This window comes from Xanthobacter lutulentifluminis (genome assembly GCF_043194675.2).
In the GTDB taxonomy this organism is placed as follows: domain Bacteria; phylum Pseudomonadota; class Alphaproteobacteria; order Rhizobiales; family Xanthobacteraceae; genus Xanthobacter.
In genome coordinates, this window is sequence record NZ_CM195525.1 from 947,924 (window position 1) to 959,882 (window position 11,959).

Here is an 11,959-nt window from a genome sequence, read left to right on the forward strand (position 1 = left end):
ACCCTCAGATGTGCAGCACCCCCTCGGCCACCACCACGGCGGAGCCGCCGATGGTGGCGCCCTGCACCGCGCCGCCCTTCACCGTGAAGCCGAGATCCACGCGGCTGGGGCGGCCCATCTCGAAACCCTGGTCGATGCGCACCTTGTGGTGGCCGTCCACCCGGTTCTCCGCGTCCAGCAGCACCCAGGGGAAGGCGGCGGCGGCGGCGCCGGTGGCCGGGTCCTCGACGATGCCGAGGCCGGGGGAGAACATGCGGGCCCGGAAGTCGGCATCGCCTTCCTCGTCCAGCGTGTAGAGGTAGAGCGCCTCGCCATAGGCGCCGAGGGTGGCGAGGAAGGCGGCCTCGTCGCGGCGGGCGCGGGCAAGCGCGGTCAGGTCGGCGAGCGGCACGAACAGGAACGGCACGCCCGCGCTCGCCACCACCGGGCGATGGGCATCGAAGCCGATGTCGGACGGATCGAGGTTCAGCGCCTCGGCGCAGGCCTCGCGCGGGATGTCGGCGGCCTCGATCTCGCCCTTGCGCGGAGCGGTGAAGACGGCCGCGCCGCGCCGTCCGTCCTCGCCCGCGAGGGTGACCTCGCAGGTGATGGTGCCGATGTTCTCCTCGAGGCGGAGGGTGCCCTTGGCCGTCTTGTCCTCGCGCGCCAGCAGCACCGCCGTACCCACCGTGGGATGGCCGGCGAACGGCATCTCGTGCGCCACCGAGAAGATGCGGATGCGCGCGCGGTTCGCCGGATTGCGCGGCGGCAGCACGAACACCGTCTCGGACAGGTTGAACTCGCGGGTGATCTGCTGCATGGCCGCGTCATCGAGGCCGGCGGCATCGAGCACCACCGCGAGCGGATTGCCCCCGAAGGGACGGGAGGTGAAAACGTCCAGGATCACATAGCGGCGCGGCATGGATGAATGGTCTCGACGCTCAAGGTCAGCCCCGCGCCCCCGCGCACGGACCGGTTCAGGCTCAGTCTTGCCTAGATCGGGAGGGGCGAAAAGAGCCGGGACGGCGCCACGAACTCCTCCTGCGCCTCCACCAGCAGCAATTCCCGCGACTGTGCCTTTTCTGTCCGCTCCAGCACCCCGTAAATGGAGGATGCGGCGCGCGAAATCGCCTCCGCCGTGGAGCCGGTGCGCAGCACGTGCAGGAAGAACAGCGCGGCGATGGCGTCCCCCGCCCCGTTGGGCGAGACCGCAAGACGCGGCGTGCGCACGAGGAAGCGCCCGTCGGGACCGGACGCCAGCAGGTCCAGGCTGTCGGGGGGCGTCTCGGCGGTGTGCAGGCTGGTGACGAGAATCACCCGGGGGCCGGCCGCATGCAGCACCGCGCACGCCGCCACCGCATCGTCCAGCGACACGCAGCGCCGCCCGGAGAGCAGCTCCAGCTCGAACTGGTTGGGGGTGATGACGTCGGCCGCCGGCACCGCCCTCTCGCGCATGAACTCGGGAATGCCTTGCCGCACGAAGATGCCGCGCCCCACGTCGCCGATCACCGGATCGCAGCAATAGGCCGCCTTGGGATTGGCCGCGCGCACCCGCTCCACCGCATCGAGGATGGCGCCGCCGATGTCGGCCGAGCCCATGTAGCCGGAGAGCACGCCGTCGCACCGGGGCAGCGCGCCGCGCTCGGCGATGCCGGCCACGAGGTCGCCGATCACCGCCGCCTCGAACACCTGCCCGTGCCAGGCGCCGTAGCCGGTGTGGTTGGAGAACTGGACGGTGTGGATCGGCCACACCTCCACCCCCAGCCGCTGCAGCGGAAACACGGCCGAGGCATTGCCCACATGGCCGTAGGCGACGTGCGACTGGATGGAGAGGAGGTTCATGGGGCGGGTCCTCGGGGCGGGTCCTCGGCTCGTCCCCGCGCGGGGGACGTCCGGCCGGTTACTCCGGCGGCGGCGGCTTCTCAAATGGAATCTGCTGATGACAGCCTGTGGCCACGCTGATGTTTCCGCGCGCAACAGCATGTGACCCGCCGCATCTGGTCAAGGGCGCCGACCGGGCTTATGCGGAGCGTCCAGCTGCCCCAGACCACCCGAGTTTCGCCTTGTCCGCTCTTTCGCGCCCGCGCCTCGCCGCCCTCGCCCTCCTGCCCCTGCTGTGGGCCCTGCCCGCGCGCGCCGCCGGGGCGGATGGTCCCGCCTGCTATCCGCCGTCCGCCCTCGCCGCCCGGCCGGGGGAGGAGATCGTGCGGCCGCGCGCCGGAGCGCCCGTCGAGCTGCCGGAGATGGCGACGGCGACCCGCGCCCCGGTGCCGGCGCAGCAGCGCGGCTCGATCCGCCGGGTGGAGCTGCCGGCCGGGGTGAAGATGGTCGCCCTCACCTTCGACCTGTGCGAGGCCTCCAGCGAAATCTCCGGCTACGACGGCGCGCTGGTGGACTATCTGCGCGCGGAGGGCGTGCCGGCCACCTTCTTCGGCGGCGGCAAGTGGCTGATGAGCCATGCCGAGCGTGGCAACCAGTTGGTGGCGGACCGCCTGTTCGAGATGGGCAACCACACCTGGTCCCATGCCAACCTCACCGTGCGCACCGGCGAGGCCATGCGCCGGCAGGTGGACGATGCCGACATCGCCATTTCCCTGCGCCAGAAGGATGTGGTGGCGAAGGGCTGCATGATCCCGCAGCCGGCGGGCAGCGCCCTGTTCCGCTTCCCCTACGGCTCGTGCAGCGCTGAATCCCTCGCCTATGTGAACGACAGCGGCCACCTCGCCATCCAGTGGGATGTGGATTCCGGCGACCCCGCCTTCATCGGCGCCAAGGGCATGGCGGACGACATGCTGCGCGCCATCCGCCCCGGCTCCATCGTGCTGATGCACGCCAACGGCCGCGGCAAGCATACCGCCGAGGCGCTGCGCCTGCTCATCCCGGCGTTGAAGGCGAAGGGCTACCGTTTCGCCACCGTCACCGATCTGCTCGCCGCCGGCCGGCCGGTGATCGCCGACACCTGCTATTCCCTGAAGCCGGGGGATACCCGCGTCTATGACGAGGCGGCGCGCACCGGCCGCCGCATCCTGCCGGCGCAGTAGCCGCCAGCCGCGCGGCCGGGCACGACCACCCCCCGCCGGCCATTGCATCACGCCCGGCGGGCGGCCAAGGTGCCGGGCGATCGGGCAACCGGGCATCCGGTTACCCTGCGCCCTGCGGCACATCTTCCCGCCGGCCCCTTCCTGCCGTCCTGCCCCCGATCCCCGGAAAGCCCGCCGCCCATGTCCCTGCTTCACGCCCGCGACCTCGCCGCCGACATCCGCGCCGGACGCACCACCCCCACGGCGGTGCTGGAGCAGGTGGCGGAGGCGATCGCGGCGCGGGAGGAGGAGATCCGGGCCTTCAGCGCCCTCGATCTCGACGCCGCGCGCGCGGCGGGCGCGGCTCCGGGGCTGGCCGAGCGACCGCTCGCCGGCCTGCCGGTGGGGGTGAAGGACATCCTCGACACCCGCGACCTTCCCACCACCTACGGCAGCCCCATCTACGCAGGTCACCGCCCGCGCATCGACGCGCCGGTGGTGGCCATGACGCGGCGGGCCGGCGGCATCATCGTCGGCAAGACCGTGACCACGGAGTTCGCCTTCCTCGAGCCGTCCGTGACCCGCAACCCGCGCCGGCCGACCCACACTCCCGGCGGGTCATCCGCCGGCTCGGCGGCGGCGGTGGCGGCGGGGATGCTGCCGGTAGCGCTCGGCACGCAGACCGCCGGCTCCATCATCCGCCCGGCCGCCTTCTGCGGCATCACCGGCTACAAGCCCACCTTCCGCACCCTGCCGACGCTGGGCATGAAGACCTTTTCCTGGCACCTCGACACCGTGGGCCTGTTCGCCGCCCGGGTGCGGGACGCCGCCTTCGCCGCCGCCGCCATCACCGGGCGCGATCTCGACATCGGCGCGCAGGTGGCGCAGGCCCCGCGCGTCGGCGTGGTGCGCACCGCCCGCGCCGATGCGGCCGAGCCGGCGTCCCACGCCGCCCTTGAGGCCGCGGCCCGCGCGCTGGAGGCGGCCGGCGCCCGCGTGTTCGATCTCGACCTGCCGGCGGAACTGGAGGAGGCCGACGCCATCCAGCCGGTGATCCAGAATTTCGAGGCGGCCCTCGCGCTCGGGGAAGAGCTGGACCACGACCGCGCCCTGCTCTCGCAGCTTCTCGCCACCCATCTCGACGCCGCCCGCGCCATCCCGCCCGACGCCTACGACCAGGCGCGCCGCGTCGCCAAGCGGGCGCGGCACCGGCTGGGCGACCTGTTCAGCGAGGTGGATGCGCTCGTCACCTTCTCCGCCCCCGGCCCGGCGCCGGCGGGCCTCGCCTCCACCGGATCGGCCATGTTCGACCGCCTGTGGACCCTGATGGGCTGTCCCAGCCTCAATGTGGCAGGGCTCTCGGCACCCGGCGGAATGCCGGTGGGCGTGCAGGTGGTGGGCCGTTTCGGCCGCGACCGGCAGGCTCTGGCGGTGGCGAATCTGCTGGAACAGGCGATCGCCGGCTGAAATACATTATTTCACGGTATTGGCGTGTGCAACGCACCCGCATGCCAAGTGCGTGAAACGGGAGGAATTCCGCCTTTCCAGTCATGCGGCGCAACAGGACTGGAACGGCAATGCAGCACATCTTACCTCTTTCAGCATTTTGAGAAATTGGTAAGCTTTGTCACGAGATCGACATGGCGAGGATAGCGGTGACCTTCGGCCATTTGCTCAGCCTGCTTGAGACCTGCGCCGCCTTTGCCTTCATAGGCGCGGTGCTGCTCGGCATGGTCTGACGCCAGACGCCGGGCACCCGCCTGCCGGGCCGCACAACACAACAAGAAACGCGAGTCGGTCGATCCCGTGACGCCGGGGAGCGCAAGCTCTCCGGCGTCTCCCTTTTCCCTGGCGCCCTTCTCCCGACGCGCGATGGCGGGCGCCCCCTCGTGCGATGCGCACTGCCGCCGGGACCGCCCCGGCCATGACACGACAATGACGCCGCGATGACGCCGCCCGCAGCCCATGGCCGCAGCGTCGGGGCGCCCGCCGTCGTCCGCGGCGATGCCCTCCGCCGGCCGGCGTAGCGCAAACGTCACAAGCCTGTTGCGCTTCTCCTGTATCGGGTCTGCGTCGTGCAACGGAGCGACCTGATGCTCGTGATCGAGGGCCTGACCCGCCGCTTCGGCGACAAGGCCGCCGTCTCCAACGTGGATCTCTCCATCGGCGAAGGTAGCTTCGTCGGGGTGATCGGCCGTTCCGGCGCCGGCAAGTCCACGCTCCTGCGCATGATCAACCGCCTGCAGGAGCCCTCCGCCGGGCGCATCCTGTTCAACGGCCGCGACGTGACCGCCCTCAAGGGCCACGCCCTGCGCCAATGGCGCGCCGAGGCGGCGATGATCTTCCAGCAGTTCAACCTGGTGGGGCGGCTGGACGTGCTCACCAACGTGCTCATGGGCCGGCTCGCCACCGTGCCCGCCTGGCGCGCCCTCACCAAGAGCTGGAGCGCCGAGGACCGGGCCATCGCCCTCTCCGCCCTCGACCAGTTCGACATCGCCCCCCTCGCCGCCCAGCGCGCGGACAGCCTCTCCGGCGGGCAGCAGCAGCGCGTCGCCATCGCCCGCGCGCTGGCGCAGGAGCCGGCGCTCATCCTCGCCGACGAGCCCATCGCCTCGCTCGACCCGCGCAACACCCGCATCGTCATGGATGCGCTCCTGCGCATCAACCGGCACTTCGGCATCACCGTGCTGTGCAACCTGCACTCGCTCGATCTCGCCCGCACCTATTGCGACCGCCTCGTGGGCATGGCGCAGGGCCGGGTGGTGTTCGACGGCGCTCCCGCCGCGCTCACCGATCAGGTGGCGCAGGACCTCTACGGCCTCGAGGCGGGGGAGGTGATGGACCTGCCCGCCCGCGCCCCCGCGCCCGCCGGCGCCGCGCTTCCGCAAGCCGCCGCGCTGGCCTGAGCGCCGGCGCCCCGTCCCGGCCGCGCGGCCGGGGCCTTTCGTTCGCCCAAACCCGTTCGCCCAAACCCGTTCGCCCGAAACCGTCCGCGCGTGCGCGGGCCCCTACCGCCCTCCCCCGTTCCGACAGGAGCCGAGAATGCTGAACCGTCGTACCCTGATCGCGGCCGCCGCCGCGCTCGCCGTCTCTGCCGGCGCCGCCGCCGCGCAGGAGTGGAAGGCCAAGTATCCCGAGCTGGTGTTCGCCATCATCCCGGCCGAGAACGCCTCCGGCGTCACCGAGCGCTTCACCCCCCTGATGGACTATCTCTCCAAGCAGCTCGGCACCAAGGTGACCCTGCGCATCGCCAACGACTATGCGGCGGTGATCGAGGGCCAGCGCGCCGGCAACATCCACATCGCCTCCTACGGCCCCTCCTCCTTCGCCCGCGCGCTGATGACCGGCGCCAAGATCGAGGCCTTCGCCATCGAGGTGAATGCCGACGGCACCAAGGGCTATCACTCGGTGCTCTATGTGAAGGCCGACAGCCCCTACAAGTCCATCGAGGACCTGAAGGGCAAGAACCTGTGCCTCGTCGATCCCAATTCCACCTCCGGCAACAACGTGCCGCGCTTCGCCCTGAACAAGATGGGCCTGAAGCCGGATGAATTCTTCGGCAAGGTGGTCTATGCCGGCTCGCATGAGAATGCGGTGATCGCCGTGCAGCAGGGCACCTGCGACGCCGCCTTCAACTGGTGGAACGACGAGCAGGAATCCAACCTCAAGCGCATGGAGCGCAAGGGGATGGCGAAGTCCGACGACTTCCGCATCATCTTCAAGTCCGACCAGATCGTGAACTCGCCCTACGCCTATCTCGCCGACATGCCGGCCGAGCTGAAGGCGAAGATCCGCGACGCCTTCTTCTCCATCCAGAAGAACGACCCGGCCGCCTTCGACAAGATCTACGAGGGCAAGCAGAAGCCCTGGCAGCCCATCGACAATGAAGCCTATGTGCAGATCATCGAGCTGAACAAGTTCGTGGACGAGTTGCGCAAGAAGAAGTCCTGAGCCCGGCAGGCGCCGCCGCCCCGCCCCCACGGCCGGCTTTTTGCCGGTCGCGGCGGGTCCGGGCGGCGGCGCCGCGCTTTCCGGAAGGCCGACGCCCCGTGTCCCACGCCATCACCCGCCTGCCCGACGAGCAGCTCGCGCCCCTGTTCGCGCATTACGACGCGGCGGTGCGCGCGCGCCGGCGCCACAGCCTCATCGTGGCCGCGGTGGTGGCGGTGTGCATCGTGCTCGCCGGCTGGATGGGCGAGGTGAAGCCATCCGTCCTCATCGCCAATTCCGGGCGGCTGACCGACTATTTCTGGAGCATCACGCCGACCCTGCGCTGGTCCTCCCTCGGGGCCGACCTCGCCGAGTGGTACTGGAACCTCGACGGCTGGCTGAAGCTGCTGCTCGACACCATCCTGATCGCCTATCTCGGCACGCTGGCCGGCAGCATCGGCGCCTTCTTCCTGTGCTTCCTCGCCAGCGCCAACCTCGTGCGGAACCCGTTCATCCGCCTCGGCGCGCGCCGGTTCCTGGAATTCTGCCGCACGGTGCCGGAGCTGGTGTTCGCGCTGCTGTTCGTGGTCGCCTTCGGGCTGGGGCCGCTGCCGGGGGTGCTGGCGCTGGCCATCCACACCATGGGCGCGCTCGGCAAACTGTTCGCCGAGGTGGTGGAGAACATCGACATGAAGCCGGTGGAGGGCGCGGTCGCGTCCGGCGCCTCCTGGCCCAAGATGGTGCGCTTCGCGGTGGTGCCGCAGGTGGCCTCCAACTTCGCCTCCTACGGCCTGCTCAGGTTCGAGATCAACGTGCGCGAGGCCTCCATCATGGGCTTCGTGGGGGCCGGCGGCATCGGCCAGGATCTGGTGGAGGCCATCCGCAAGTTCTACTACTCGGACGTCTCCGCCATCCTTTTGCTCATCATCGCCACGGTGATGATCATCGATCTCGTCACCGAGCGGGTCCGCCATCACCTGCTCGGGCTGGAGGGGCGGCCATGAGCGACGGCCAGACCACCCGCGCCCCGATGACCCGCGCCCGCATCACCCTCACCGACGAGGCCCGCGCCCGCCTCGCCGCCGCCCATCCCGCCCCGCCCGGCGGGCGGATGCGCGCCGCGCTGGTGGCGGGCGTGCTGGCGGCGATCGCCGTCTTCGGCACCTGGCGGCTCGGCTTCAGCTTCGAGCGGATCGGATCGGGCCTCGCCCAGCTGGCCCATTTCGTCACGCTGATGCTGCCGCCCAACCCCGGCACCCAGCTGCCGCTCTACATCCACGCGCTGGGCGAGACGCTCGCCATCGCCTTCCTCGGCACGCTGGGCGGGGCGCTCATCGCCTTCCCGTTCGGTTTCCTCGCGGCGCGCAACGTCATCCCCAACATCTTCGCCCATTTCGCCGTGCGCCGGCTGCTCGACACGGTGCGCGGCGTGGACCGGCTGATCTGGGCGCTGATCTATGTGACGGTGGTGGGCCTCGGCCCGTTCGCGGGCATCCTCGCCATCGCCACGGCGAGCGTGGGCGAGCTCGGCAAGCTGTTCTCCGAGGCGGTGGAGGCGCTGGACCGCAAGCCCGTGGAGGGCGTCGTCTCCACCGGGGGCTCGGGGGCCGAGGCGGTGCGCTTCGGCATGCTGCCGCAGGTGCTGCCGGTGCTGGCGAGCCAGCTGCTCTATTACTTCGAATCCAACGCCCGCCAGTCCACCATCGTCGGCATCGTCGGCGCGGGCGGGCTGGGGCTGCACCTCGCCGAGCAGATCCGCGTGCTGGAATGGCAGAAGGTGTCGTTCCTCATCCTGATGATGCTGGTGATGGTTGCGGTCATCGACTTCATCTCGTCGCGCCTGCGCTTCTCCATCATCGGCCGCGCGCGCCTGGAGCCGTGACGCGACGACGCAGAAGGTAAGCCGTGAGGCGACCACGTACGCGTGAGCCGTGAGGCGACCACGTACGCGTGAGCCGTGAGGCGACCGCGTACGACGTGAGCCGTGAGGCGACCGCGCTGAAGTGAGCCGTGAGGCGACGACGCGCGGGTGCGCCATGAGTCGGCCACGGGCATCGCGCCGCGAGGCGACCTCGCGCTCCATGCCGCGAGCGGGGCGCCTCAGTAGAGGATTTCCCGATAGCGCGCCACCATGGCCTCCTGGCTCTCCGGCGCCGCGGTGGCGAACGGGGAAGCGGGGCCGGCGCCGGGCTCCTTGCCGGCGATCTGGTCGCGCAGCATCTCCCCCATGGTGGGCAGGGCGCCGCGCTCCACCTGCGCCTCCACATCCCACAGGCGCGAGCGCATGAAGGCCTTGGCGCAGTGCAGATAGGCCTCGCGCACCTCCACCCGCAGCACCGTGCGCGGCGCCTTGCCGCCGACGACGAAGCGCCCGGTGAGCTCCGCATCGTCGCGGATCTCGGCGCGCCCGTTCACGCGCAGGGTCTCGTCCACGCCGGGAATGAGGAAGAGCAGGCCCACCTGTCCGGTCGCGAGGATGTTGCCGAGCGAATCCAGCCGGTTGTTGCCGGGGCGGTCGGGGATCAGCAGCTCGTGCGCGCTCGCCGTCACGAAGCCCGGCAGGTCGCCGCGCGGGGAGACATCGGCACGGCCCTGCGCATCGGCTGTGGCGATGAGCACGAACGGGCTCAGGGCGATGAAGCCGAGGCAGTGCGGGTCCAGCCGGTCCAGCTCCTTGGCCACGCTGCGGCCGGAGGGCGTGCCATAGATGCGGCGCAGGGCATCGTGATCGGCGACAACGGCCATGGGCAGACCTCCAGTGGGATGGGTGAACGTGGGACGGAAGATCACGCCCGCGCAAGCTCCTGGCGCGGGCGCGAGGGAAGCGGCGAACGCGCCACGTACGGACTAGGCCGGTCCGGACGCTACGGCTTGAACACCAGCTGCACGCGATCGGCGGCGAAGGAGGAGCGGCCCCATTGCAGCGGGGTGCCGCCCGGCTCCACGTCGAGGCGCTCCAGCACCATCACGGCGCGGCCGGGGGCGAGGGAGAGCAGCTCCATTTCCCGGGCGTTGGCCGGGCGGGCGGTGATGCGCGTCTCGCGGCGGCGGTAGTCGTCGACGCCGAGCATCGCCAGCGCCCGGGTGAGCGAGCCGGTGGCGGCATAGATCAGGTCGAGGTCGCGGAAGCGGGCGGCGGGAAACCAGGCGGTGCCGAGCGAAATCGGCACGCCATCCGCCTCATGCGCGCTCTCGATGCGCAGCACCGGCGTGCCCTGGGGCAGATTGAGCTCGCGCGCCACCTCGGCGCCGGCCTCCTCCACCGAGGAGCCGAGGAAGCGGCCGAACGGCTCGCGCCCGCCGGCCGAGACGATTTCCGAGAAGCGCGTCCGCGGGCCGATGGGGTAGCGCAGCGGCGGCTCCTTCACGAAGGTGCCACGCCCCGCCGTCGCCTCGATCAGCCCCTGCTCGGCGAGATGGCCGAGCGCCCGCCGCAGGGTGTGGCGGTTGACGCCGAACGCCTCCGCGAGCTCGGCCTCCACCGGCAGGCGGGCGCCGGGCTTCAGCGCGCCGGAGAGGATCTGCTCCTCCAGCCGCCCCGCGATCTGTCGCCACAGGGTGACGCCGGTGCCGCGGGCCACGGCCTCGCCGGGGCCGCCGTCTGGCGCGGCCTGTTGCGCGGCCTGTTGGGCGCCGTCTTCGCCGGCGTGCTGCGCGGCGGGGTCCGTCCCCTCCTGCGTCATCGGCGTGTGACGCTCGGCTGCCACTCTGCGCGGCGTTCCCGCCATTGCTGCCTCCCGCTGACGGTCCAGCCGTCTTGCATAATTGTATAGACTATTATACAAATCAAGTCCAGCAGGGCCTCCCGCCCTGATTGCCGACGCCTGCCATCCGTAGCGGGTGCAAGATTTGCGAGGCGCGCATGGTGCCCGACGCCCCTGTTTCACAGCCGAGCGACGTGCCGGCCGCCGCCGATTCCGAGCGGCAGGCCATGATGGCGCTCTTTGCCCGCGCCACCCGCAAGGAGCTGGAGGGCGCGGTGGAGCGGTTCCAGCCGCTGCCCCGGCTCAGGCGCCTGCGCCCGGCCGAGGTGGGGCTGGTGATGGTGGAGGGCCGCACCGGCGGCGACGGCGCGCCGTTCAATCTCGGCGAGACCACGGTGACCCGCGCCGCCGTGCAGGTGGAAGGCGGCGCCACCGGCATCGCCTATCTGCTCGGTCGCGACCCCGGCAAGGCGGAGGCCGCTGCCACCCTCGACGCCCTGTGGCAGGACCCGGCCCTCAAGCTCGCGGTGCGCGACGCCCTCGGCCCGGTGCGCCGCCGCCTCGCCGCCGAGGCGGCCGCAACGGCAGCCGAGACCGATGCCACGCGGGTCAACTTCTTCACCATGACGCGGGGAGAGGACTGATGGCCGCTCCGCATGGCCTGCCCGTTCTGGATGCCAGCGCGCCCGCGCCGCGCGTCGGCGCATTCCCCCCGCGGGAGAGCGCGCAGGCGCTGGCCGCCGGCTTCGCCGATCCGGTCCATGACGCCCAGCGCACCTTCAGCGCGGTGATGCGTGCCATGGCCGAGCCGGGACGCCCGGTCCCGCTCGCCACCGATCTCGCCCCGCCGGCGCCGCTGTCGCCGGAAATGGCGGCGGTGGCGCTGAGCCTGCTCGATTACGAGACCCCCGTGTTCCTCGACGCGCCGCTGGCCGCAGTGCCGGGCGTGGCGCGCTTCCTCGCGTTCCACACCGGCGCGCCGGTGGTGGAAGACCCGGGCGCGGCGCGCTTCGCCCTCATCGGCGATGCCGCCGCCCTGCCCGACTTCGCCCGCTTCGCGCAGGGCGAGCCGGACTATCCCGACCGCTCGGCGACACTGGTGGTCGCGGTGGAGACCCTCGCGGAAGCCGCCGGCGCCCTGGTGCTGGAAGGCCCCGGCATCCGTGGCCGCCGCGCGGTTTCGGCGGCGCCCCTGCCGACCGATCTGCCGGTGCGACTGCTCGCCAACCGGGCGCTGTTCCCGCTCGGCGTCGATCTTCTTCTGGTCGCGCCCGGCGCGGTGGCGGGCCTGCCGCGCAGCATCACCCCGATCCTGGAGGGCTGAGC

General features: G+C 71.4%; 12 protein-coding genes. 8 read left to right on the plus strand and 4 right to left on the minus strand.

Translation table 11 applies throughout. From position 1 onward, the window contains the following. Window positions 1-4: 4 nt before the first annotated feature. Complete coding sequence (locus V5F49_RS04280) at window positions 5-901, minus strand: PhzF family protein (protein ID WP_394114425.1); 897 nt, start codon at window positions 899-901, stop codon at window positions 5-7. A gap of 71 nt (window positions 902-972) precedes the next feature. Then, complete coding sequence (pdxY, locus tag V5F49_RS04285) at window positions 973-1,821, minus strand: pyridoxal kinase PdxY (RefSeq protein ID WP_394114424.1); 849 nt, start codon at window positions 1,819-1,821, stop codon at window positions 973-975. Between the two features lie 221 nt (window positions 1,822-2,042). On the opposite strand from pdxY, the gene V5F49_RS04290 reads away from it, so the two are divergent. The 6 genes from V5F49_RS04290 (at window position 2,043) to phnE (V5F49_RS04315) (ending at window position 8,811) form a co-directional block, all read left to right on the plus strand. Further along, a complete protein-coding gene (locus V5F49_RS04290; protein ID WP_394114423.1) occupies window positions 2,043-3,020 on the plus strand; it encodes a polysaccharide deacetylase family protein in 978 nt (325 codons plus the stop codon). A gap of 186 nt (window positions 3,021-3,206) precedes the next feature. Beyond that, window positions 3,207-4,466 carry an amidase gene (locus V5F49_RS04295; RefSeq protein WP_394114882.1) on the plus strand — a complete coding sequence of 420 codons (1,260 nt, stop codon included), beginning with the start codon at window positions 3,207-3,209 and terminating at the stop codon, window positions 4,464-4,466. 626 nt (window positions 4,467-5,092) lie between these two features. After that, window positions 5,093-5,905 (plus strand): phosphonate ABC transporter ATP-binding protein, encoded by an 813-nt coding sequence (gene phnC / locus V5F49_RS04300; RefSeq protein ID WP_394114422.1) that lies wholly within the window; start codon window positions 5,093-5,095, stop codon window positions 5,903-5,905. 136 nt (window positions 5,906-6,041) lie between these two features. Beyond that, window positions 6,042-6,950, plus strand: a complete 909-nt coding sequence (phnD, locus tag V5F49_RS04305; protein WP_394114421.1) for a phosphonate ABC transporter substrate-binding protein — start codon at window positions 6,042-6,044, stop codon at window positions 6,948-6,950. A gap of 98 nt (window positions 6,951-7,048) precedes the next feature. Beyond that, the gene (phnE, locus tag V5F49_RS04310; RefSeq protein ID WP_394114420.1) at window positions 7,049-7,933 is read left to right on the plus strand and encodes a phosphonate ABC transporter, permease protein PhnE; all 885 of its coding nucleotides are present in this window, start codon (window positions 7,049-7,051) and stop codon (window positions 7,931-7,933) included. 26 nt (window positions 7,934-7,959) lie between these two features. Then, window positions 7,960-8,811 (plus strand): phosphonate ABC transporter, permease protein PhnE, encoded by an 852-nt coding sequence (gene phnE, locus V5F49_RS04315; protein WP_394114881.1) that lies wholly within the window; start codon window positions 7,960-7,962, stop codon window positions 8,809-8,811. A 218-nt stretch (window positions 8,812-9,029) separates the two neighbouring features. On the opposite strand, the gene V5F49_RS04320 is transcribed toward phnE (V5F49_RS04315), so the two are convergent. Together V5F49_RS04320 and phnF are read right to left on the minus strand one after the other, a co-directional pair. Further along, window positions 9,030-9,674, minus strand: a complete 645-nt coding sequence (locus V5F49_RS04320) for a pyridoxamine 5'-phosphate oxidase family protein (protein ID WP_394114419.1) — start codon at window positions 9,672-9,674, stop codon at window positions 9,030-9,032. A 119-nt stretch (window positions 9,675-9,793) separates the two neighbouring features. Beyond that, window positions 9,794-10,510, minus strand: coding sequence for a phosphonate metabolism transcriptional regulator PhnF (phnF, locus tag V5F49_RS04325; RefSeq protein WP_394114418.1), 717 nt, complete (start codon window positions 10,508-10,510; stop codon window positions 9,794-9,796). A gap of 281 nt (window positions 10,511-10,791) precedes the next feature. On the opposite strand from phnF, the gene phnG reads away from it, so the two are divergent. Next, window positions 10,792-11,277 (plus strand): phosphonate C-P lyase system protein PhnG, encoded by a 486-nt coding sequence (gene phnG / locus V5F49_RS04330; protein ID WP_394114417.1) that lies wholly within the window; start codon window positions 10,792-10,794, stop codon window positions 11,275-11,277. Between the two features lie 146 nt (window positions 11,278-11,423). Then, window positions 11,424-11,957: a phosphonate C-P lyase system protein PhnH gene (gene phnH / locus V5F49_RS04335; protein ID WP_509210773.1), complete on the plus strand. Its 534-nt coding sequence runs from the start codon at window positions 11,424-11,426 to the stop codon at window positions 11,955-11,957. Window positions 11,958-11,959: the final 2 nt, after the last annotated feature.